Source organism: Paraburkholderia sp. BL27I4N3 (genome assembly GCF_003386115.1).
Taxonomy (GTDB): Bacteria; Pseudomonadota; Gammaproteobacteria; order Burkholderiales; family Burkholderiaceae; genus Paraburkholderia.
The window spans coordinates 1,660,055-1,682,943 of the sequence record NZ_QREJ01000001.1; the positions used below are offsets into that span (position 1 = coordinate 1,660,055).

Here is a 22,889-nt window from a genome sequence, read left to right on the forward strand (position 1 = left end):
TAACAGCCCCTAATATCATTTTGTTAAGGCTTCTTAACAGTCCCGGGTCGTCGAGCGCTGCGTCAGGCGGATCGCCAGCGTCTGCTCCCAGTAGTCATCCTCCACATAGCCCGGCTCGGCATAGCCAGTTCCGCAGTCCGCCCCACCAGCTCGACAAGCGTGGGCATAACCACACTACGGCACTTTGACCCGTATGCCGCAGGCTTGGGTCAGAAAGCGGCGCAAATCGGTTGCATTCGACGCCCGCTTGTACTGCGTGGCGAAAGAGCGGATGCGCGCAAGCAGGAGCGGGATGAGCCGCTCCGACACCCTCACGCCTAGTGCGTCGTAGGCCTCACGCACACTTTGAGATCCAGAATGTTTCCCGAGTATCGTCGACCGTTGCCGGCCGAGCTCTGCCGGATCGAATCCCTCGTAGGTCGTGGGGTGCTTCGCGAGGCCGTCGGTGTGAATGCCCGACTCGTGAGTAAAGATGTTCCTACCGATGATGCTCTTGTTTAAGGAAACTGCGCGGCCTGAGGCTTGTTCGACTAACGACGAAATGTCGGGCAGCGCTCTGGTGTCGACGCCAGTTTCTCGTCGCAGCAGGTGCCGTGCGCCCATCACGACTTCTTCCAGCGCTGCATTGCCGGCGCGCTCACCCAACCCGTTGACGGTGGTGCTCGCATGGGTCGCGCCGGCCCCAAGGGCGGCTAGTGTGTTGGCTGTGGCGAGCCCGAGGTCGTCGTGCGCGTGTATTTCGATCTCCAGATCGACGGCAACGCGTAGCGCTGCAATGGCGTAGAAGGTCTTAAAGGGGTCCAGGATACCGACAGTGTCGGCAAAGCGCACGCGCTGGGCGCCGTGCTGCTGCGCGCATTGAGCCACTTCTACGAGAAATGAGGGATCCGCGCGCGAGGCGTCTTCCATGCCCAAGGAAATTCTGGGATGGTTTTTCGCTGCCTCGCCGACGACGCGTGCGATCTGCGCCAGTACCCAACTGCGCGACTGCCGCAGCTTGTGTTGCAAATGAATATCCGAAACGGGAACCGAGAGATGAACGATATCGGCATCACAACGCAATGCCGCGGTGAGATCCTCGTCGGTGAGGCGCCCCCAAACCATCAGGCGAGCGTCGAGGTTCAGGTCGACGATTGCAGCGATGCACGCCATTTCGTCCTCACCCATGGCAGGAATTCCGATTTCGAGTTCGGCCACGCCGGCCTGCGACAGTGCGGCGGCGATTGCGCATTTTTCCTCAGTGCGAAATGCGACGCCAGCGGTCTGCTCGCCGTCGCGAAGCGTTGTGTCATTGATGATCGGATTGAGCATGTCAGGTCTCTTGAGTTGTCGCCGATGGATTGCAAGCGTTGTGCCAAGCGAGCATCTACAGTCGGGGCACAATTTGCGGGATGTCGACCGGCACAATGTCGGGTTATGGCGGTGCATCGTCCGATTGTTCGTGTCGCGAATGTTACGTTCCGGACAATTCGGCCGCGCTGGAGGTGGCTCGATCGGTTCCATCCGCTAGCGGATGGAATGTCGAACCTGTTCGCTTGATGCATACTCGAAATAATTAAAAGAGCAATTTGGCCATGGACCGGTCGAGATGGAATGGACGCCGCCCTCCCTCCGGAGAAGTGGGAGCGCTTGGGGGTCCCCAGGACCGAACGACATCAATGTGCCGAGGTGGGGTTGCGACGGCGCTGTCACGTTGCTGACTCCATGACGAGATATCGGTCAGGACAGTCGTGTCTCAGAACACGGTGGTCGGAGCTTGGGCAATGCCGGTGAAGAGACGCCATGCTTCAAATCGCGCGGCGAGCTGTTTGCGATAGAGCGAGGCGCTCAGCAGATGACGCTTGAGCGAAGTGTTGGCGGATCGGACCGAAGCACGACAGGAATGACTGCGTGCGTTCGGGCAAGCGAAAACCTCGCATCCGGCGCTCGCATTCACGCGTGGGTTGATGACTGTTTTCAGCGCGGTTGTTCACGCGCGCGCAGGCCTTGACGAAAACGTGCTTCACATTCGCTAGCTCAGGGATCTCCGTTTTCGCGGCCGGGTAGCTGCGCAACTGGTCGGTGACGATTTTCTTCGGCGCCGCAGGACAGGCCGCCAACACCCGTTTGAAGAAGCGTTTGGCAGCGGCGTTGTCGCGGCGCTTCTGAAGCAGGATGTCGAGTTCAATGCCGTGCTCATCGACTGCACGCCACAGCAGCCAGGGCTCGCCGCGCAGCGTCACGAACATTTCGTCGAGATGCCATGTGCTGCCCGGTTTGCGACTGGCAGTCCTGACCTGATGCGCAAAACTGGCGCCGAACTTGTCCGTCCACCACCGGATCGATTCATGGCTGACAACCACGCCGCGCTCGAACAGTAGCTCCTCGATGTCGCGAAGGCTGAGTTGAAAGCGGAAATACCTCCGAACCGCGTGGCTGATGACTGATGCCGGAAATCGATGGCCAGGGTAGAGCGATTTCGTCTTTTTCATCACGTCATCTTAGCTGACCAGCGCGCGAACGTGACAACGCCGCTGCACGAGTGAGGCGACAATTGCTTGACGCGCGCCGAAGGGCTTCTTGCTGTAGCGCGCGAAATCTGGCTTGTACCACATCCCTATGCCGTGCTCCGTCGTAGCAAAAGGTAGGAGACTCGCCAATGCCCTTCAGAGTCAGCGCAAGTGATGGCCGCTGTCTTCTGGTTAAGCCGTACGATTGTGCCGGTGCGGGTGTGCAGCGCCTTGTCAGTGAAGCTGACTATATCGCCCACCGAAAATCCGGCGTGCGACGCCAGGGGGCGTACCGGCGAGGGAAGCGCCTTTGGCACCTCGCGACCCCCAGATGCGACGATTGGCGGCGACAGTGGAGCGAGATGTGCCTTTTCCATGAGCGCGTTAATGTGGCTCAGGTACCGTGGATCGGCGCTTTCCGCGATCAGTCGCACATTCAGCGCTTCATAGAGGGGGACCCACGACTCACCGGATGCATCCCGGCACCGTACTGCCAACGCCGGGTTGAACTGATACCACCCTTGCGCGAGACGGGTGAAAAGATGGCGGTTGTAGGAATAGTCGCGCGTTATTTCATTACGCGACAACAGCCCGGACAGGTACTCGCGGTGTTTGCGTTCTGGAGCCAGGATGTGGTCCGGCAGATCGCGCCACGCGTCCAGGATCGATGCGGCCTCAAATCCCCCACGTGCACGCCCACCTGGCACTGCAAAACGGGACTTGAAGAGCGCCCAGAGTGTCTGCACCAGCAGGTATTCGGACAGGTGCCGATCGATGCGAACCAGGCGTTCACCGCTCATCAGGTCAATGGATGGCGGTGCAATCCGCTCATACAGCGCTGCAAACGGCCCGCGCGCGAACCGGGCATCGCGAAACGCCTCGAGCAATGCCCAGTGCAGCGCGTTACGTCCGAGGTGATCGGTCGCTTCGGGGTTCGCGCCACGCTCAAGCAGGCTCTCAACGAGCGCCACGTTACCGGCGGCGGCCGCCGCCATCAGCGGGGTCTGGTTCATCGGGGTGCGATGGTCCACGCCATAGCGGTCGCAGTGCTGCAGGACCTCCCTGGAGCACGCGGAAAAATACGCCGACAGATGTTTGCGCCCAAGCGTAGCGCGCTGCTGTTCAAGATGTCGTGCGGCGTCGAAACGCACCCGCGTCGCCAGCCATCTAACCAGAATCGGCTCATCGTAGCTGCACGCATATTCGAGCAGCTGCTGCCTGGATCTGCTGCCCGACGCGGGCTGGCGAAACACCCGATCCATCGTGTCACGCAACCACGCCTCATCAAATACGCGCCAAGGGACCGCTGGTTGCTGGCAAACCAGTTCGCGAATTGCTTCAGCCTGTTCATGCTTGCCCTGCAGCTCCAGCCTGCGCGCTTCCTTTAGCCAGTCTTCGCGGGTCGAGGTCTGCGTCTTCGCATCAATGCCCTCAACACGTTGCTGCAGTCCCAGCAACTGCAGCAGCGGATGCCCGAGGTCCGACTCGATCAGATATACATGGGTTGTCGCGCGGGTGAGCGCCACGTAGAGCGCGTTGACATAGAACTTGTAGACCTCCAGCGACCGGTCGGTCTTATCCCGGGCGCGACGGTTCTCCAGGTTGTCATCCATCAGATCGTTCGCGGTGACGCCCTGCGCGATCGCGTCGAACTGCGCGGGATGCCCGGAGATGAAACGGTAGAGAATGATGTTTTCATATCCGAGGCCTTTGGCTTCGTGGATCGAGAAAATCAGCGGAGTCTGGAAATGCGTGCGCGCTTGCGCCTTGTCCTCATCGCGCATGACCAGCACCGCGAAGCGCGTCGATTGACGCGTCCTGTCGTTGAGCACTTTCGTGCCGGAATCGCTGCCCGCAATCAGGCTTACGGATCCGGCCTCGTCGCCAACCGACATGACCAGGAAGTTGCTTTCGCGATCGACGGAGCCAAAGCGGCGCTGCTTGATTTTCAGCAGCGTGTTCGCAATCCGTGTGACCTCGTGGGCGTTGCGAAAACTGGTCTGCAGGATCTTTAACTGCTGCCGCAAGGCGAGCGTTTCATCGCGCCAGAACGGGGTTTTGACCTTGCTCCACGAAAAGAAATTCGGATGCACGATCTGGTTCGCATCCCCGCATAGCATGAACTGATCCGGATTTTTCAGGGTCGCCAGAATCAGCGCGAGTTGCGCGTCGGTCAGATCCTGAACCTCGTCGACGACGACGAAGTCGTAGCATGCGCTCGCCAACGCCCGCCATACGTGGGCAACCAGATTCAGATCATACAGGTTCGCCTCGACGAGCCATGCCTGGTAACGCTCGAACAGGTCGTAGAGACGATTGCGCTCATCGGCCGGGAAGATCGACTGACTTACCCCCAGCTCAAGATACTGCTCCCGCCGGAGTGCCCCGTTAGCGTCGGCGCCGATGACTCCACGGATTTCCTCGAAGCTCTGGTGAGCGTCAAGTCCTCTGAATGGCAATTGCCGCGTGAACCACGAGGCGAACTCACGCCAGCCAACTTCCCGTCCAGGCGGAACGCGCACACTCTCGACAAATTCGCGATACGACAGGAACGTCGCGTCCTGGCGGGGATGCCCAAAGCCGTGGCTGTAGTACAGGTCGCGAGCGTTCTGGGCCAGATAGGCCGATTGGGTAACGTACAGCACATTCCCATCGACCTGCTTGAGTTTTTCCAGCGCCAGTGCAGTCTTGCCGCTGCCGGCGCTGCCGGATATGATCAGCGGCACAGGTTCGCGATAGATGGCATCCTGCGTATCATCGAACGACAGGATATTGCCCAGCAGATGGATTTCCCGGCACTCTGGGTGTAGGTAGCGCACCGGCGTCGCGCCATCAGACGTAAGCGCATCGACATCGGGAATCCGGTCCTCGTCGATCGCGACGCCCCGCAGGAAGCGGGATTTCTCATAGGCGTGATGTTCAATGACTTCGAGCATCAGCGCGCAAACGTGATCGCCGTGCCGGATCAACGTGAACAGCAGGCGATTCGCATAATCCAATTTTGCGCGATAGAAATGTCCGTGCGTAAGATTGCTCAGCTTTTTGACTTGGGCTTGCCGAAAGTCATCGCGCTCGAGCGCGGCACGTACTTTTTCGTACTGTGCGCTCACTCGTGACGTATCAAGGCCGACATATTCAACGATCTGCATGGCGAGTGATGGAGTCCTTGGTGACAGAAACGGCTCTGGTGCAAATAGCGCGGGGGCGAATCGATTAAGGTGTCAGGCTGAACAAATTGAGAACCGACGATGAGCAAGCTGAAGAGCCTTGACGAACTGGTCGCAGGCTGTCACTTTGACCGCGACGTGATCATTCTGTGTGTTCGCTGGTACCTACGCTACAAGCCTAGCCTGCGCGAACTGGTCGAGATGATGGCGGAACGGGGTCTGTCGCTGGCGCACACGACGATCCTGCGCCGGGTGCGGCGCTTTGCGCCGGAGTTCGTAAAACGGTCGAACCGCTTTGGCAGGCCCACAGGGCAGTCGCGGCGTGTCGACGAGACTTACCTCAAGCTGCGCGGCAAGTTGGTCTATCTTTATCGAGTGGTGGATCGGGTGGGCCAGACAGTAGACTTCATGCTCAGCGCCAAGCGCGACGTGAAGGCGGCAAAAGCCTTTTTCAGCAAGGCAATCGAACATCAAGGCCAGCGACCGAATACCATCACGCTTGATGGTTGTGCAGCCTCGCACCGCGCCGTGCGCGAGATGAAGGCCGATGGCTTGCTGCCTGATGACACAAACGTCCGATCCTCGAAATATCTCAATAATTTGGTCGAGCAGGACCATGGCAACATCGAGTCCCGGACAAAAGTCATGCTCGGCTTCAAACGTTTCAGGAACGCAGCGATTACTCTCTCAGGTATTGAATTGGTCCATCGTATTCCCAAGGGCCAATTCAGCCTCGCGAATCTTGGCCTCAAAGGTACCGCTGCGCCCGCAGTTTGGGAGGCCGTCCTGTCTTCTTGATGAGGTATCCTTTCTATAGCAAAAACCTCCACCAGACCGTCTATTTGCATCAGAGCCTGCGTGATCGTGCGGTCCTGCTCCAGATACGCGGCGATGTCGGCGGCCGAGAGCGGTTGATCGCTCGGCGCCTTCATGCTGACGGCCTGCACGCCTCGCAGCTCCAGTATTTTCAGTATCTGCTCGCCATAAATTCCGTTGATGCAGACGAGCGGCCAATCAGACGGACAGATGAAGGTAGCCAGCGCAGCCTCCATACCGTAGGAACCGCTGCCCTGGATTGGGACGACCGAATGTGTGTCATTCCCGTCGATCAGCTCGATCATCAGTTTACGCACCGAAGCCGTGATGTTTTTGAAGCTCCGGTCGCGCGAGCCCATATCGAATTGCATCTGTGCCGTCACTTCGTCGCTCAAGGCGAACGGGCCTGGTGTCATTAAGAAATGATGTCGTTCATCCATACAGCACTCCTAATTGAGACGTTTATATGCAGATGCGGTACGAACGCTTTGCCGCGCGGCAAAGTTTTCACAGGAGAATCTTCCTGTCTGTGCAAAATCTGGCGGTGGGCGAGTGCCGAGCTGCTTGCAGTAAGGCTCAGTAGCTCCACAATCTTCGCGGAATCGACGGATGCACGAATCGTTAGTCGATAAGGGATTTTGGAAACCAACCGCTAGATTTTCAACGGAAAGCACGATCATTTCTAGATGCTATGGGAGGGCGGTGGAAGTAAGCCCGCTGGAGTAAAACGGCTTTTCCAGACCCATTTCGGCAAAGGAGCACGCAAAATGGATACGACTGACACGGCCCTCCCATAGCATCTAAGATAAGTAGTGTGCACGATCACTCGTCGCTACAAACGCCGTCATATGCCACCACCAACGTCGAAGGGCCGCGCGTAAGATCTGCTCTGCGAAGCGCCGCCGCAATTACCGAAAATTCTGTAGCGTTCGGTCCCGCCTTCGGGTTTCCGGTGACGGCCTGTTTCCACCCCCATGTGGTAGGTTGGCAGCAACGCTCCGTGACAGCCAATCGCTATTGCTCAATGTACCCAGCGCATAGGTTTTCAGGGGGAGCAAGAGAAAGAGGTTAATGGGTGTGTGAAGAGAAAAGCCAAGAAATCGAATCTGGCGAGCGCGAACCGATGCCACGCTACAGCGGATCATGGTCCATGATGCGATTATCAGGGCAGTCCACCACGGCACTGTCGCTGTCAATGCAAGCTGCGCGAGCCCCGCTAGAAGCGATAAGGCGAGAAATAGCGAGCCCAGATTCAGTCCGATCACCTCCAGCGTAAGGTAGCGATCGAGACAGGGCAGCAGGCGCAGCGAAAGCAACGTGTCCCGATACGTACTGCGCGCCCAACGCAGTCGTTGGCGCAGATACGCCCCCAGACTGTCCGGAACGTACTCGGTCCGATAACCTGCCGTCAGCATGAGAATCGTGAGATGGCGGTCCTCGCCGAAGTCGCTCGGTTTCCCGCAAAAAAGTTGCGTCTCGTACTGATCTAGCAGCAGAAGGAGCGCGGACCGGCGGTACATGGCACACGGACCACAGCAACACATAACAGCGCCGAAGCGAGCCTGTGCCGCGCGCTCTTCGTTGCAAGCCAACCAGTACTCCATATCGATCAGACGAGTCAACCAGGTATCATTGCGGTTGCTGGCGGTCAACTGACCCATGGCGGCGCCTATCGTCGTGTCTCGCATTCTCAATACGAGCTTCTTGACGACATCGGGCGCCAGCGTCGTGTCCGAGTCGACGTTGAGTACCAGTTCCCCGGATGAAGCGCGTATTGCGGCGATTTGTGCCTTGCGCTTTCCCATATTTTGGGGGAGCGTAATGAGGTTGAATCTCGGGTCGCGTGTGTACGCATCGTATACCGGCCTCACGGCGTCGAGATTCGCAGAACCATCATCAACCACATAGACCCGCAGTTTTCCGGCGTAGTCCTGGTTTGCAATGGACTCCAGGCACGCCGAGAGCGTGCGCGGTTGCTCGTTAAAGCACGGCACGATGACATCCACGCCCGGCAGAGCGTCGGAGTCGACCAAGCCGTCCGACAGCGATGACACGTTTGTCGGCTGAGCATAAAGCGCCTGCGTGCTTTTATAGACAGTCGAGAGCAGCGCATAAAACGAGACAGCGCTAGTTGCGGCAAGCATGTTCATAGGGTGTCTGGTTCGTTCGCTGAGGTTGAGGAAGCGATCGGATTGCAAACCCCCGGTCATGCAATGCTGGAATCATGAGGGAAAGCGCCATGAGGGTCTGCTCGCGCAGACCAGCGTGAGTGCATCGTCCCAACTCATCGGGAGGGCATCCGTCGTGCAAGAGTACAATTGCGCCAGGCTGGACAGAGGCCAGCACTGCGCTGACAATCGCGTCCACGCCGGGACGGGACCAGTCTCGCGGGTCTACCGACCAGTGGAGGGGCGCCAGACCAGCGCTCGCTGACGTAGTGAGCACTGCTTCGGTCCACATGCCATACGGGGCACGCATATACCGCAGCGGAGCCTGGGGGCTCGCCATCCTGATGACCCTGCTTGCCGTTAGTATTTCCTGTTGTACTTCGGTGGGTTCGCATCTGGACAGGTCCGGATGAGTCATCGTGTGGTTTGCGACCTCGTGCCCTTCTGCGATCATTCGCTGGATCAGCTTCGGCTGACTCGCTGCGTACGCGCCGATGACGCAGAAAGTCGCCGGCACCCGGTGTTCCGCCAGCACATCGAGGATGTCCGGTGTGCAAAGCGGATTAGGGCCGTCGTCAAACGTCAAATAAACGCTGCGACGCCCGGAGATGTCAGCGCACTCGCTACGCGCTTCGAATAAGCAGTGCCTCACAGCTCTGGCCCGTTCCGATCAATTAGCGTTCCGGTCGGCCAGTCGCTCATTGACCGTCCAATCGGCAAGACGACAATGAGTACGTCCTCGATGCGCGTGGGCGGCTTGTCGAGATGCACTTCTCGCAGGGTCGACCTGACGCGAACTCCAGACACAATAGTCGCCAGACCGTGTCGGCCGAGCAGCCTTGCAATATGTTGCCGCAACGCGTGTCGAACTGTGCCGAAGCCGAATGGAACGCCAAGTTCCTGCAACACGGGATACATCACGCGCATTAAATGAGGGATTCCGAGTCCCTCAAGATCTGGACGTACCGCGTACAATCCTAGTTCGGCCACTAGTAGATCGACTGCGCCGACCTTGATGAAACGACGCAGTGCGCCGATATGAGCCGCTACGCCGCGCGCGTCGTAGCCGATTGCACGGACCTCTGGCCTCGCACCAGCCCAACTGTGATTGCCTTCGAATGGTTTTGCATTAAACGCCCCTGTCGGTCCGTAGGTCTGTCGGAAGAACTCGGACAGTTCGATGTGGTCGGCGAGTCGCAACTCGTTTTCCCAAGCCAGCCTCCACCGCACCTGAGAGCGCATGGAGAGAGGTCCTTCAGCTGTGGACACGGCCAAATTCACGACTGCCCCCTATGCGCCGTCCGGCCTTTGAGGGTGGACCTGACGCACGCGAACGACTTTCTGAGAAAGCGGTTCGATTTCATGAAATCATCTGCACTCTGGAACAGTTCTGGGATGAAGCCCGAAGAAAAGAGCATTTCCGTCAACGCTTCACGGGCCGATCGAACCGCATCCACGATGGAGATTACATCGAGTGCGCGTGCCTTTCGCACCAGATCTACCAAAGACTTCCCCCGCATCTTCCGCACGATCTGACTGCGACTGACACGAGATCCATTTGGCCGGGTCCCTGATGCATTTGGCACCTGCAATCGGCTGCTCGCGATTCGTCGCGAAGTCAAGGCGAAGTCGAGCGGTGGCTCAACTGTACGAAGGTAAGCGGCCGATATAGAAAGGGTTTGGAGAACTATGCGAAGTTTTGCCGGTAGTAAGCGCCTACGCGACCTGCCAGACGCTTGTTGCGTCGTGTCGGCGCGATCCAGCTTGTCCATGCCGCCGAAGGCCGTGGCCGCATTGGACATGCGCCTCGGTTGATGCTCGGCGTACGCCTGAGGATTTTTCTCGGAGTCAGGGCAAAGATCGACAACCATTTTGATATGCCTAAATTCCATTTCTCCGGCCCGACGTTTTGCTACAGTATTCATGAGAGCGTCCACGAGAAATTGACTTGAAATTTGGTGCCGTATCCGCCGAGAAAGTTCAGCGAGTTCGGCATCGGCGTTTCCTTCGTGCAGGTGATGAAGCGTCGTCAGTGGTGCTTCATGTTCCCACCGATATGGCCGCCCGTCGGGCCGTCCACGCCGCTGTTGCGCCATGCGTGAGCCAGTCGCAGACGGACTGCCCGCTCACGCCGAGTTGCTCAGCGGTAAGCTTGCGCTTGATCCTGTCTCCGAGCAGCGACAGGGCCGCGCTCGCGTGCCCCGATGCATGTGATTGATCGACAACTGCTGCAATGTCATTTCCTCGGCTTCGCTCAGTTCTACGACACACTTCTTCCGCTACCCGGCACCACGAAGGCGCCAGCAGGTTGGCGAAATCCAGTCGGATGTACCAGGAATACTATCCTCCATACTGTACAATTCGTGAAATCGATTGTTTTGATGGAACACATCCACACTATGGATAAGTTGGGATCATGCGTTTCAAGGGCCTCGATCTAAATCTCCTCGTCGCGCTCGATGCTCTGATGACCGAGCGTAACCTCACCGCGGCGGCACGCAGCATCAACCTGAGCCAGCCGGCCATGAGCGCGGCCGTCGCCCGGCTACGCGCCTATTTCTGCGATGAACTGTTTACGATGAGGGGCCGGGAACTTGTCCCCACACCGCGTGCTGAAGGGCTCGCTGCTCCAATCCGCGAGGCTCTGGTGCACATCCAGCTCTCCGTTATTTCCCGGGACGTCTTCAACCCGGCCAAATCGGATCGCCGCTTCAGGATCATCCTTTCCGATTTCATGGCAGTCGTATTTTTTCGAAAGATCGTGGAGCGTATTGCACGGGAAGCTCCCGCCGTCGGCTTCGAATTGCTACCACTTGCCGATGACCCCGATGAGGTTCTCCGGCGCGGCGAAGCCGATTTTCTTATCTTGCCGGAATTGTTCATGTCGAGCGCGCATCCTAAAGCGAAGCTGTTCGAGGAGACACTCGTGTGCGTAGGCTGCCGCACGAACAAGCAGCTATCAGGGCAGCTTACATTCGAGAGATACATGTCGATGGGGCACGTTTCGGTCAGGTTCGGACGTACGCGGCGGCCCTCCATCGACGAGTGGTTTTTGCTTGAGCACGGTCTCAAGAGACGGAACGAGGTCATCGTGCAGAGCTTTAGCATGATCCCGCCTATGCTAATAAACACTGACCGTATAGGGACGATGCCCTTCAGGCTGGCCAAGCATTTCGAAAAAACGATGCCTCTGCGGATCGTCGAACTTCCGCTGCCACTGCCCGCATTCACCGAGGCCGTCCAATGGTCTGCCCTTCACAGCAGTGATCCGGCAAGCAACTGGATGCGGGAGATAATATTGCAGGAGGCGTCACGCATGGTTGCTCCGCGTGAGACCACGCGAAGACCAATCCACCCAGGTTAGAAAATGGGATCTTTCAGCAAGGCTTTTGCGGCATGGATCTGTGGGGTTTCGAGGGTTTTGTGGCGACATAACGGATATCACCACACCAGGCCTGATTCGGCGCGGTGACGGCAAACGCCTGATCGAGCAGGTTCGGCGCGAACGGCAAGCCATGTGTCAATCTGGTTGTTGCCTTGAATTTGCGTTTCTGGTTGCAACGCAACCCCCTGCTTGCGACGCAGTCTCTTTATCGGATACGCCGACGTGCAAGCCATGCGCTACGAGGTGCCTTGCAGGCGTTCGGCCCCATAACTCTCGCGGGAGCGCTGATGTGCGCCAGTATCTCCACCTCAAGCCGGGCCCCTGCTGCGCGCGGTGACGCCGCCATCGCTCTATCCACGAATCAAAGACATAGTGCGGGTAGATAGTCGATCCTGAAAAAATTCAGTTTGCGGTAGCGAGCCAAGCCAAGGGTGCGCCTGTCGGCGAACAGGAATCAACCCATCGAAAGCGGTTGTGCCGAACAATCGCTCGGCTGCAGCGTGACATTGGCGAGCCCATGCAGCACCGCGAGGATAAAAAATCCAGGCCCCCGGCCGAGACGGACGACGGCGCGCAGCAACCAGCGCAGGTTGTAACCGGCAGCGCACAGTACCGCGTGTAGCGCATCGCCGCTTTGCCCTTTGAGCGAAATAATCGGCCCGCTGCCGCAAATCGCGCCGAAGAAACAAAGGGTGGCTTCGGTGTGGCAAAGTCGAATGCGGCGCTGCGGAAGACCGGTGAGGCAATGGTGCGTAATGCCCGTCTTTGAGCGTGGTCCTGGGTGACGTCATCGATATTGGTGAATCGGCGTGACGGCGTAAGCTGCTGTGCTGATATCCCGTTTAAGAGAGTGAGCTAACGACGTACCCGATGCAGCGCCATTCCCGCAACTGAAGATGGAGCAAGCCTTGGCCCAACGCAACCCTGCAGTCAGCCTGAAGCCGCGCAAGTCCCGGGCGGCAGCATTGTCGATCACCCATCCCAATGCCGCCGGCATCGACATTGGCAGCGCGTCCCACTTTGTGGCTGTCCCGCCGGATCGGGACGATGAGCCGGTGCGCGAATTTGCCAGTTTCACGGCAGACCTCAACGCCATGGCCGACTGGCTCAAGGCCTGCCGGATCGACACCATCGCGATGGAATCGACCGGCGTGTACTGGACCGTGTTCGAACTGCTGGAGTCGCGTGGTTTCACGGTCATGCTGATCAATGCGCGTCACGTCAGGAACGTCTCGGGGCGCAAGTCCGATGTGCTGGATTGTCTATAAGGACCTCCCCGTTTTTGCAAGCTGGGTTTAGTGATTCATGTGTTTGATTCCTGTATCGGCAAAGTGAGGGACTACAACGACAACGGTTGGCGGCGAGACAGACTGCATGCCTATAAACGGCCTTGCTGGGCGCCGTCACAACCGCGCCCGGGCCCGGGTAGTAACCGCGCAGCAGGACTCCATCCAATGGACGGCGAATACATGCGAGGTAGCGCCTGACAATCCTTCGAGTTCGCCTGCTGCCGGTCTGACCTGTCGCTCTATCCTTGTCGGTTGCGTCCTTCGACTACGAAGTCAATTTATGGTGATGTCGTTTAGGGTTTCACGCGCCCGCCGCCCCACCAGTGCGAGCGGGCGCGTGGGACGGATCGAATCGTTCTCCCTTGGCCAGCACCGCCCAAAGGATACGCGCGTGCTTGTTGGCTACCGCGACCAGCGTCTTGCTGTAGCCCACGCGAGCCCGAAGCTGGACGATCCAGCAAGAGAGCCGGTCCTGGCGGTGGTGAGCGGTGAGGACTGCGGAGCGTGCGCCCTGAAACAGCAGGGTTCGCAGATAGTCGCTTCCCTGTTTGGTGATGCGCCCGAGCCGTTGCTTGCCGCCACTGCTCTTTTGCCGGGGCACGATGCCCAGCCATGCGGCCATCTGCCGGCCGTTCTTGAATTGCTGCGCGTCCACGATGGTCGCCACCGCGGCCGATGCCGTCAGCCGGCCCACGCCACATACGTCCATGCAACGCCGCGCCTGCGGGTCGTGACTGGCGTGCTCGGCGATCTGTCTGTCAAACCAGGCGATTTCGTCGTCCAGCGACTGCCATTGTGCCCAGCCGCGCATCAGGGCCTGGCGCGCCGGCCCTGCCAGCTCGTTGTTGCCATCCTCAATGCGCTCGACGAAATGCTTGCGCAACTGGTTGATACCTTGCGGCAGGAACACGCCGAACTCGACCAGCAGGCCGCGCAACCGGTTCACCAGTGCGGTGCGCTCCTCCACAAATCCCGTGCGCATGCGATGCAGCACCAGGACGCTTTGCTGTGCGGCTGACTTGACCGGCACGAAACGCATGTGGGGGCGGCTCGCCGCTTCGCAGGTCGCTTCGGCATCGAGTGCATCGTTCTTTACGTGAACGCCGCCCTTGCGGTAGGGAGCGACAAACTGCGGTGGAATCAGGCGCACGTCGTGCCCGAGCGCGCGCAGCTTGCGTGCCCAGTAGTGCGCCGCGCTGCATGCCTCCATCGCAACCAGGCACGGTTCCAGATTGGCAAACCAGCTCATGAATCGCTCGCGCGCAATCGCCTTGCGTACCACGACATGGCCGGCGCCGTCGACCGCATGAATCTGCATGATGTTCTTCGCCAGATCCACACCAACACGAGTAATCTTGTCCATGACTTCCCCCTTCCCAGAAGGTTGTGTAGCACCAGCCATGATGGCACCAGACGGTGCCGGGTGATCGGGGAGGTCCTTACCAATTCAATGGATCCAGCAGCTCATGACGTACGGTTTGCTGCGCGGGGCATTTCGCCCGGCCGACCAGGTCTGTGTGCTGCGCTCGCTGTGGCGCCAACGTGGGATGCTGTTGCGCAGCCAGTCGCGCCACGTCCAGCATATGCAGAAGGCGCTGACCCAGATGAACGTCCAACCCGCCAACGTCATCTCCGACTTAGTCGGTGTGACGGGCCAGAAGATTCTGCGCGCCATTGTGGCCGGCGAGCGGGATGGCCATGCGCTCGCGGGCATGAAGGATGCGCGTATCCCTGCCAGCGTCGAGGAGATAGCTAAGAGCCTGCAAGGCACCTGGCGTGCCGAGCACCTGTTCGCGCTCAGGCAGGCGGTGGACGCGTTCGACTTCATCGGTACGCAACTGGCCGAGGGCGACCGCGAGATCCAGCGACAGTTGCAACGCCTGCAAACTCATGAGGGTGAACCTGCCAGGGGCAAGCAGCGCGGCCGGACACGCAACGCGCCGAAGTTTGACCTGCGTACGCAGTTGGTCAGGATGTGCGGCGTGGACCTCACGCGCATTGACGGCATCGACGTCACGACGGCGCTGGCTGTCATCTCGGAGATTGGCGCCGACATGTCACGCTTTCCCTCGGCGGCACACTTCGCGAGCTGGCTGGGGCTGTGCCCAGGAACCCGGATAACCGGAGGCAAAGTGATGAGTGGCAAGACCATGCGCTGCGCTAACCGCGCGGCCCAGGCCCTGCGTCTGGCCGCTACGGCATTGCGCACCAGCCAGTCGGCACTGGGCGCGTACTTCAGGCGGATGTGTTCGCGTATGGACAAACCGAAGGCCATTACCGATGTCGCCCACAAGCTCGCGCGACTCATCTACACAATGCTTACCAAGGGCGAGGAATACACCGATCAAGGGCAGGACTACTACGAAGAGCGCTGCCGCGAACGTGTTCTTCGGCAGTTATCCCAGCGCGCCCAGAAGCTCGGCATGAAGCTCGTCGCCACAGAACAACCGCAACCCGTCTGAAAAACTCATTCCCAATCAGACACTTGGGGTGTGTTTCTTAAGAGAGCCAGCAACGCCGCATGCCGTGGTCGTCCTTCACATGGCCGATGACCGGTTCGATCGCGTGCCGTCGCTTGAGCCAACGTCGCTGCGTGCTGATCAGGGTCTTCCGTTTGCCGCGATGAATAAGTCATACTGATGATGTTTCGGCATTGACGCCCCGAACCCCGAGATCGACCAGCACGGCCTTCGGTTGCGGCATACCCGGCAGATCCTGCAACAGAATGGAGCTCTGTTCGAGTTGCTCCGCCAGCGTGTGGCCGTCGTATGGGTTGCCTGCGAACGCCCGCGCCGACGATCAGTCCTTGTTTCGCGGTGGTCGCGAGACCTCTTGACGCCGTGTCGGGTAGCCGCTACGAATTTGCTGCATAGCGACCCCCTCAGGACCGTGCATGTCCCTTTAATACAGACGGCTCAAGCCTTTCAAAGCCCCCGATTGGGAGGAGGTTCGTTACTGTTAGACCACGACGATGGATCTGTTGGTGGCAGACGGGATGGACCATGACGAGATTGGCCCGCGCACTCGATCCTCCGTCCACACGACGAATGCTTTGCGTAGCCTCAATCGTCCTGGGTTCCCTTCTGCCGTTAGTCCACCAGTATCGCGTCCAATACCCAGTGCCGCGTCCTTCATGATGGAAGTATCGCGCTCTGATCCATCGTGCGCCCTTGCACGGATGCCGCCGGCAGCACCACTTCCACAACGCCTGCCAGATGGCAGTGTCGACTGCGCTGTAGACTTCTTTCGAGACCACGTATCGACGATAGTTCGACCAGTCATCGATGATCGGGTTGAGCAGGCCGATTAGATTGACCTGTTTGGCCGATGCATTGTCCTTGATGACTGTGCGCACTTTCGTCAGAAACGCTTGAACATTCTTTTTGGTGACTTCATGAGTAGCTTGCCGTTGATATTTTCGAATGTTCTGCCCGAGGAAGTCGAACCCTTGCGAGATGTACGTGATCCTGGTCCTTTCTGGGGAGAGCGTCAGTCCGCGCTCCTACAGAAAGACCTCGACCAGTGGCTTGAGCTCGTCTTCCAGCAACTCTTTCGAGTGACCGGTGATCACAAAGTCATCGGTATAGCGCATCAGACTGAGGCAGCAATCAATGATGGACGACACCTGTAATCGGCTGCACCGGAGTAGACAAATCGCAGTTGTTTTGAGCGACATCAATGGAACTCGCGTTCCCGGCGGAATCTGCGCGGCGAGATCGCAAAAGGAGAAAATAAGTAAATCAAGGCACTATAGTTTCACCGTCCTGCCATGAAAAGGCGTTATCTCTTGAAGTCAGCCCGTGAAGGGCGCGAGATCGAGGATGATATGCAACACAATACTCGTAAATCCGAACAAGGTGACAGAGAGGATGGTCACAACAACGGAGACGTCGTCATGCTGCATATCGCTTCCGTACGCGAAAGGCCTAGCTCAAAGTCCGAGACGGACCACGCGGTCCCTATTGTGCAGTGGTACGAGAGCGCGCTTACCGGCATCTTGGAGATATCGAAGGTACTTACCGCCCCCTGCCGGCTCGAAGTCATGTTGGCCAACGTCGTCGATCTCCTGCAATCGTTTGTGCAGATGCGGCTCGGCATCGTCTCTCTCTTCGACGATGATGGCGTACCGGACATTACCGTTGGCGCCGGCTGGAGCGAAGGCAGCGATGAGCGCTACCGGATGCGCCTGCCGCAGAAGGCAATTGACCAGATCATGTCGACGGACAGGCCGCTCGTCGCCGAGAACGTAGTGGGGCATTCGGGCTTCAGTGCCGCCGACATGGGCGTGCTCGGTGCTTCCGACAACATGCGAGTGTCGTTCATCGGCGTTCCTATTCGCATCGACGCGAAGGTCGTGGGCACACTGACCATCGACCGCATCCCGGACAATGGGTCGAACTTCCGGCTCGATTGCGACGTGCGGCTGCTTACTATGATCGCCAACCTGGTGGGGCAGACGGTGAAGCTGCATCGCTTATTCAAGAGCGACCGCGAGCGACTGATGGCGGGGAGGGACGGGCTGCAAAAACAATTGTCCGAGCTCAAGTACCCTGCGCAGGAGCGTAAGAAGTTTCAGGTCGAGGGGATCATTGGCGACAGTCCGGCGCTGCGCGGCCTGCTTGAGAAGATCGCGGTGGTAGCCAAATCGAACAGCACAGTTCTGTTGCGCGGCGAATCCGGTACCGGGAAGGAGCTGGTCGCCAAGGCCCTTCACGAGCTGTCGCCGCGAGCCAAGCGGGCCTTCATCAAGCTCAATTGCGCGGCGCTCCCTGAGACGGTGCTGGAATCCGAATTGTTCGGTCATGAGAAGGGTGCCTTTACCAGCGCCTTCAATTCGCGCAAGGGGCGCTTCGAGCTCGCCGACAAGGGGACGCTGTTTCTGGACGAGATCGGCGAGATTTCGGCCTCGTTCCAGGCAAAGCTGCTGCGCGTCCTGCAGGAGCAAGAATTCGAGCGCGTCGGCAGCAACCAGACCATCAAGGTCGATGTTCGCGTGGTTGCCGCCACGAATAAGAACCTGGAAGACGCGGTGGCAAGGAACGAGTTCCGCGCCGACCTTTATTATCGCCTCAGCGTGGTTCCCTTGCTGCTGCCGCCGTTGCGTGAAAGGCGCAGTGATATTCCTCTCCTCGCCGTTGAGTTTCTCAAGAATTTCAACAGCGAGAACGGCCGTACGCTGACCTTCGATGCGAGCGCGATTGAAGTGTTGATGAACTGCGGTTTTCCCGGCAATGTCCGCGAGCTCGAGAATTGCGTGCAGCGGAGCGCGACCCTGGCGCCGGGACCAGCGATCGTGAGAAACGACTTTGCCTGCTGCCACGGCCAGTGTCTGTCCGCGATGCTGTGGAAGAGCGGATCGGACGAGATGGCGCTGCAGCCCGGGCCGATCGTACCAGTGCAAGTGAAGCCGGGTACGCCCCCGGCTGAGGCTGCTACGCCGGGCGCAGTTGCGGTCCCGCCTGTCGGCAGCGAGCGGGCTCCGCTAGTGCCTGGCGGTGCAGCTCTCGGAAGTGGTGCGAAGATGACCAACCGCGAGCGTCTCATCGCCGCCATGGAAAGATCCGGCTGGGTGCAGGCAAGGGCGGCGCGGCTGCTTGGACTGACGCCTCGCCAGATTGGCTACGCGCTGAGGAAATACGGTGTCGAGATCAAGCGTTTCTGAAAGCACTGTCGGACTTGCGGCGTATCGGGGCCGCGACATCGGGACTGATGCGAATAGCTCAGACAAGTCAAGCCAGGGTTTGGCGCGGACCTTGGCATGATCACGATCGGAAGCGGCCCAGTCGGCTCCAATTCGGTAATCGTCGAGAACAGCCCGGCCGACCTCAGGGGCGGTCGGTATCTCGACTAAGGTGGTGCGAACGCTGCGCTGTCATCGCCGGTGCGTCGGCCATGTCGCGCTCGACCATCAGCTCACACCGGATGCGGTCAGCGACGCAAGCGGTGGTGTTCGATCGCGTTGAATTTCTGGAGGCGCGCCCGGGGTCATATCAGCGAGGCGACTCTGTCGCACGCCAACAAGATCGCGCGCCGTCTGGGCGCTGTGGGCAGATGACCGGGAGTTCCGGGCAGAAGATACATCTGCCGCTGCGGTTGCGTAGTCAGCCCGGCTAATAGAAGGACAAAACGCTGACAACACGAGAAGAGTCGACCGATTGCTTAGGTAATCATGACGTGATGGCACGACAGGTTAGAGCGTGGTCGGCAAGGCCCGGGAATGTCCGAGCACCGTCGAGTGTGCGAAAGCGACGGGGAACCGATCAAGCGAAACCCGTCAGGCACAGCGGCACAGCCACATTGAAAGTCCGAATCTATGGTTGCAATCTACCTACCCATCATCACCGATTGAAAACTTGGCAAACTGAGGGTGTCCATGTACTGACATTCGTTGAGTCGAAGTTGGGATCGAGCGCGGCTGGCCGCAATGGCCAACATTAAGACATTCAGTAAAAGCGAGTAACAACCCAAGTTCGTTCCTCACGCATCACTACCCGTCTGCCTCGCCCGGCTTGATTCCGCCAAGGTATCGTGTGAGAGTTCGCCCAGAATTCCTCACTATCTCCGCCCAAGCGGAGTCCAGTCTCTCGCGGGGCATGGTCAGCGTAATGACACCGGCGAGTTGCCCGGACGGGCCGAACACCGGCGCGGCGATACCTGCCAATTGCGGATCGCGGTCTCCTGCTAGCGCGATGACCTGCTGGCGGCGGATCTGCTGACCGAGTGCCTCGTCGCCCTCGTGGCAGTAGGCTTGCAACACCCGGCCTCCTGTGCCACGATCCAGCGGCAGTAGCTCGCCCGCGCGGATGTGATCTCGCACAGGCTGTGGCGAGTCGACGCGATACAGGCATAGCCGTTGCGCACCTTGACGTACGTGAAACGCGGCGCTTTCACGGGTTGCGGCCACCAGTTCCTGCAGCACGGGTATCACCAGCGACTCGCTGGAGGACGATTGCGCATAGACGGCATGCAGCCTTGCGACGCCGGACCCCAGCACGTAGCAGCCATCGGCGCGGCGCACCACGAGATGCGCATGTTCCAGCGACGCGAGCAGGCGCAGCACGGTGCTCTTGTACAGACGCGTGCGTTCCGCGAGCGCGCTCAATGACAGCACGTGCGTGCCGTTGCCGAAGGCAGCCAGCAGGGTCAGCGCACGGTCGACTGCTGCCACGCCGCCGGCTGCCAGATTGTCGTCGGCCAACGATGCGATGGCGGGCTGTTTGGACATCGTGCTTCTCCTCAGACGGACCGTTGCAGCAACGCTTCCACTACGCCGAAGCCGAGGTGGCCCGCCGGATCGAGCTGTCGTAGTTGTGTGATCAACTGTGTTGCGGTTTCGCGTTCGCCGCGCCGCAGGCCGATGAAGGCGAGCGCCTTTAGCGTGAACAGCCAGAAGCGGGCGGGACCGGGCGGGATCGGGCGCGTGGAAGTTCGCGTCGCCGGCTTGTACCATCTGCCAATCCTCATTCAACCCGGCGGCATGCGCAGCTGCTTTTAGTCCCAGATGGGCCGCGTGCTCTGCCTCATCGAGTTCGCGGCGTCCGGCATGGAATTTGTTGAGCAGATAGTAGGCGGCAAGGCTTCGCGGAGAGGTCAGTGTGACGCTCCACAGGACTGCGTCGATCTGCTCGGCCGGCGCGCCATGCAGGCCTTCGATGAGGCGCCGCACCGGTTCGCGGCCTTCGAGTTGACGCGTGAAGATTTTCTCCACGTCGGCCATCGTCACGCCGCTGTAGAGCACCGCGTCGGGATAGATGAGCACGTTCGTGCCCTGATCGCACGGGCCGAGACAGCCCGAATACGTGATCGCGACGGTATCGGGCGCCTGGCGTTTCTGCTGTTCCGCCCAGAATGCCTTCAGCAGCGCGGTCGAGCCCTTGCGGCCTGCGCAGACGACGCGCGGATGCTGCGGCGGCCGGTTCTGGGTGCAAGCAAACACATGTCGTTCTGGTCTGGCCATGACGATGTTCGTCAACCGAACTTGAACAGGATGCCGTGACCACCGCGCGGGTAGTCCCACTCGATATTCTGGTGGTCGGTACAGAGGATGCGGCAACTGCCGCATTCGAGGCAGCCGTCGGTGATCAGCGTCACCGCGCCGTTGCCTTCGGCCTTGTAGCACGAGGCCGGGCAGACGAAGGTGCAACTCTTCTCGCTGCATTCGCTCCGGCAGACGTCGGCATCCTTGATGTGGACGTGCGGCCGTCCTGCATCGACGCGGTAACGGTTCTGGAACAGCTTTTCCTCTACGTTGACGGGTAGGGTGCTCATCGGAAGGCCCTCAGGAGTTTGTAGGCGTCACCCACGATGCCGGAAAGCGAACGGGCTTTGCGGAAGCTCGAAAAAATCTCGCGCTCCTTGCTTTTCTTGTCCTTACCGTCGACCGTGAGCATCGTGCGCGCGGCGCGCGCCATGAGGTCGGGGTAGGTCGTGAAGAACTGCGGATTCTGGTGCAGCACGGCCGGCATGTCGCGGTACTTGTGCAGGTCTTTCATCACGAAGCTCTGATCGAGCGCGGCCTTGTAGGCCTTGAGCGTGCCGGCGCGGTAGCCTTGGCCCGCGGCTTTCGCGTGGATCACCGTTTCGGCGGCGAGGCGTCCTGAGGTCATGGCAAGATTCGATCCTTCTCGGTGCGCGGCGTTCACGAAACCGCCTGAATCGCCAACGATCATCCAGCCGTGGCCGTAGACCTGCGGGATTGCGTGAAAACCGCCTTCGGGAATCAGATGCGCGCAATACTCCTTCATCTCGCCGCCCGCAATCAGCGGTGCGATCGACGGGTGCCGCTTCATCTTTTCGAGGAGCACATAGGGGCTCGTGCGGTTGGGGTTTTTCTTGAAGTCGCTCAGCATACAGCCCACGCCTATGGTGAGCGATTCCTTGTTGGTATAGAGGAAGCCAGTGCCCATCATGCCGTCGGTGATCCTGCCGACCATCTCGATCACGACGCCGTCGTCCTCGCCGACGTTGAAGCGCTGGCGGATCGTCTCCTCGGGCATGAAGAGAATCTCCTTGACGGCGAGCGCAACGTTGCCGGCCCCGATCTCTCCATGAAAGCCCGCCTTGCGCGCGAGCGTCGAATTCACGCCGTCGGCGAGCACCACCACGTCGGCATAGACATCGCCGTGCTCGCGGTCGCACTGCACGCCGACCACCAGGTCGCCGTCCATGATCAGTTCCTTCACCGTGGTCTCGCAGAGCAGCAGTGCGCCGGCTTCGCGCACTTTCGATGAAAACCACTTGTCGAACTGCGCGCGGATGATCGTGTAGCGGTTATAGGGCGGCTTGTTGTAATCCTCGCTGCGCACATGTGTACCGACAAACGACGTGTCGTCGAGCATCCACATTCGCTGCTCGATGATGTGGCGCTCCAGCGGCGCATCGTCGCGGAAGTCCGGGATGATCTCTTCGAGCGCTTTGGCGTACAGGATCGCGCCCTGAACATTCTTGCTGCCCGGATATTCGCCGCGCTCGATCTGCAGCACTTCCAGACCTGCCTTGGCCATCGTGTAAGCGGCAGCGTTGCCGGACGGACCGGCGCCGACCACGATCACATCGAACTGTGATGGTTTTCTCAT

At 59.5% G+C, this 22,889-nt stretch carries 17 protein-coding genes and 5 pseudogenes; 6 read left to right on the forward strand and 16 right to left on the reverse strand.

Going from position 1 to position 22,889, the window contains the following annotated elements; all coding sequences use genetic code 11:
• Positions 1-174: 174 nt before the first annotated feature.
• The 3 genes and pseudogenes from nifV to B0G71_RS07555 all read right to left on the reverse strand — a co-directional run bounded on the left by nifV (position 175) and on the right by B0G71_RS07555 (position 5,638).
• Complete coding sequence (gene nifV, locus B0G71_RS07545; RefSeq protein ID WP_116140787.1) at positions 175-1,311, reverse strand: homocitrate synthase; 1,137 nt, start codon at positions 1,309-1,311, stop codon at positions 175-177.
• A 424-nt stretch (positions 1,312-1,735) separates the two neighbouring features.
• Positions 1,736-2,471: pseudogene (locus B0G71_RS07550) on the reverse strand (IS6 family transposase).
• 125 nt (positions 2,472-2,596) lie between these two features.
• Complete coding sequence (locus B0G71_RS07555) at positions 2,597-5,638, reverse strand: UvrD-helicase domain-containing protein (RefSeq protein ID WP_258875521.1); 3,042 nt, start codon at positions 5,636-5,638, stop codon at positions 2,597-2,599.
• 99 nt (positions 5,639-5,737) lie between these two features.
• Here B0G71_RS07555 and B0G71_RS07560 point away from each other — a divergent pair, with 99 nt between their 5' ends.
• Together B0G71_RS07560 and B0G71_RS41270 are read left to right on the forward strand one after the other, a co-directional pair.
• Positions 5,738-6,454 (forward strand): IS6 family transposase, encoded by a 717-nt coding sequence (locus B0G71_RS07560; protein ID WP_116140789.1) that lies wholly within the window; start codon positions 5,738-5,740, stop codon positions 6,452-6,454.
• On the forward strand, positions 6,454-6,891 hold the full coding sequence (locus B0G71_RS41270) for a hypothetical protein (RefSeq protein WP_181916736.1): 438 nt from the start codon (positions 6,454-6,456) through the stop codon (positions 6,889-6,891). The genes B0G71_RS07560 and B0G71_RS41270 overlap by 1 nt, the downstream gene beginning before the upstream one ends.
• 489 nt (positions 6,892-7,380) lie before the next feature.
• Here B0G71_RS41270 and nodC read toward each other — a convergent pair whose 3' ends face one another.
• The 4 genes from nodC to B0G71_RS07585 are packed head-to-tail and all read right to left on the reverse strand — an operon-like array spanning position 7,381 to position 10,565.
• The gene (gene nodC, locus B0G71_RS07570; protein WP_116140791.1) at positions 7,381-8,622 is read right to left on the reverse strand and encodes a chitooligosaccharide synthase NodC; all 1,242 of its coding nucleotides are present in this window, start codon (positions 8,620-8,622) and stop codon (positions 7,381-7,383) included.
• On the reverse strand, positions 8,600-9,292 hold the full coding sequence (gene nodB, locus B0G71_RS07575; RefSeq protein ID WP_116140793.1) for a chitooligosaccharide deacetylase NodB: 693 nt from the start codon (positions 9,290-9,292) through the stop codon (positions 8,600-8,602). Before nodB ends, nodC begins: the two co-directional genes overlap by 23 nt.
• Entirely contained in the window at positions 9,289-9,882 is a 594-nt protein-coding gene (locus tag B0G71_RS07580) for a NodA family N-acyltransferase (protein WP_105512354.1), read from the reverse strand. The genes nodB and B0G71_RS07580 overlap by 4 nt, the downstream gene beginning before the upstream one ends.
• Positions 9,883-9,917: 35 nt before the next feature.
• Entirely contained in the window at positions 9,918-10,565 is a 648-nt protein-coding gene (locus tag B0G71_RS07585; protein WP_120291347.1) for a hypothetical protein, read from the reverse strand.
• A 491-nt stretch (positions 10,566-11,056) separates the two neighbouring features.
• Here B0G71_RS07585 and B0G71_RS07590 point away from each other — a divergent pair, with 491 nt between their 5' ends.
• Positions 11,057-12,004, forward strand: a complete 948-nt coding sequence (locus B0G71_RS07590) for a LysR family transcriptional regulator (RefSeq protein ID WP_116140779.1) — start codon at positions 11,057-11,059, stop codon at positions 12,002-12,004.
• Between the two features lie 58 nt (positions 12,005-12,062).
• Here B0G71_RS07590 and B0G71_RS41885 read toward each other — a convergent pair.
• Both B0G71_RS41885 and B0G71_RS41890 read right to left on the reverse strand, forming a co-directional pair.
• Positions 12,063-12,318 (reverse strand): annotated as a pseudogene (locus tag B0G71_RS41885) (IS3 family transposase); the annotation flags it as partial.
• A 161-nt stretch (positions 12,319-12,479) separates the two neighbouring features.
• A pseudogene (locus B0G71_RS41890) lies at positions 12,480-12,671 on the reverse strand (hypothetical protein); the annotation flags it as partial.
• 289 nt (positions 12,672-12,960) lie between these two features.
• Between B0G71_RS41890 and B0G71_RS07595 the strand changes: the two are divergent.
• Positions 12,961-13,287, forward strand: a pseudogene (locus B0G71_RS07595) (transposase); the annotation flags it as partial.
• A 328-nt stretch (positions 13,288-13,615) separates the two neighbouring features.
• On the opposite strand, the gene B0G71_RS07600 reads toward B0G71_RS07595, so the two are convergent.
• Positions 13,616-14,677 (reverse strand): IS110 family transposase, encoded by a 1,062-nt coding sequence (locus B0G71_RS07600; RefSeq protein ID WP_116140796.1) that lies wholly within the window; start codon positions 14,675-14,677, stop codon positions 13,616-13,618.
• Positions 14,678-14,768: 91 nt separating this feature from the next.
• On the opposite strand from B0G71_RS07600, the gene B0G71_RS07605 reads away from it, so the two are divergent.
• Positions 14,769-15,776 carry an IS110 family transposase gene (locus B0G71_RS07605; protein WP_258875752.1) on the forward strand — a complete coding sequence of 336 codons (1,008 nt, stop codon included), beginning with the start codon at positions 14,769-14,771 and terminating at the stop codon, positions 15,774-15,776.
• A 43-nt stretch (positions 15,777-15,819) separates the two neighbouring features.
• Here the strand turns inward: B0G71_RS07605 and B0G71_RS41895 are convergent.
• The 3 genes and pseudogenes from B0G71_RS41895 to B0G71_RS41900 all read right to left on the reverse strand — a co-directional run.
• Positions 15,820-16,141 (reverse strand): annotated as a pseudogene (locus B0G71_RS41895) (IS5/IS1182 family transposase); the annotation flags it as partial.
• A 54-nt stretch (positions 16,142-16,195) separates the two neighbouring features.
• Positions 16,196-16,807, reverse strand: a complete 612-nt coding sequence (locus B0G71_RS42610) for a group II intron maturase-specific domain-containing protein (protein WP_116140800.1) — start codon at positions 16,805-16,807, stop codon at positions 16,196-16,198.
• A 9-nt stretch (positions 16,808-16,816) separates the two neighbouring features.
• A complete protein-coding gene (locus tag B0G71_RS41900; RefSeq protein WP_258875522.1) occupies positions 16,817-16,939 on the reverse strand; it encodes a hypothetical protein in 123 nt (40 codons plus the stop codon).
• A gap of 162 nt (positions 16,940-17,101) precedes the next feature.
• Between B0G71_RS41900 and nifA the strand changes: the two genes are divergently transcribed.
• The gene (gene nifA, locus B0G71_RS07615) at positions 17,102-18,976 is read left to right on the forward strand and encodes a nif-specific transcriptional activator NifA (protein ID WP_258875523.1); all 1,875 of its coding nucleotides are present in this window, start codon (positions 17,102-17,104) and stop codon (positions 18,974-18,976) included.
• An 825-nt stretch (positions 18,977-19,801) separates the two neighbouring features.
• Here nifA and B0G71_RS42615 read toward each other — a convergent pair.
• The 3 genes from B0G71_RS42615 to B0G71_RS07635 are packed head-to-tail and all read right to left on the reverse strand — an operon-like array spanning position 19,802 to position 22,889.
• Positions 19,802-21,367 carry a helix-turn-helix domain-containing protein gene (locus B0G71_RS42615; protein ID WP_404935325.1) on the reverse strand — a complete coding sequence of 522 codons (1,566 nt, stop codon included), beginning with the start codon at positions 21,365-21,367 and terminating at the stop codon, positions 19,802-19,804.
• Positions 21,283-21,582 (reverse strand): ferredoxin family protein, encoded by a 300-nt coding sequence (locus tag B0G71_RS07630; protein ID WP_105512133.1) that lies wholly within the window; start codon positions 21,580-21,582, stop codon positions 21,283-21,285. The genes B0G71_RS42615 and B0G71_RS07630 overlap by 85 nt, the downstream gene beginning before the upstream one ends.
• The gene (locus B0G71_RS07635; RefSeq protein WP_105512132.1) at positions 21,579-22,889 is read right to left on the reverse strand and encodes an FAD-dependent oxidoreductase; all 1,311 of its coding nucleotides are present in this window, start codon (positions 22,887-22,889) and stop codon (positions 21,579-21,581) included. The genes B0G71_RS07630 and B0G71_RS07635 overlap by 4 nt, the downstream gene beginning before the upstream one ends.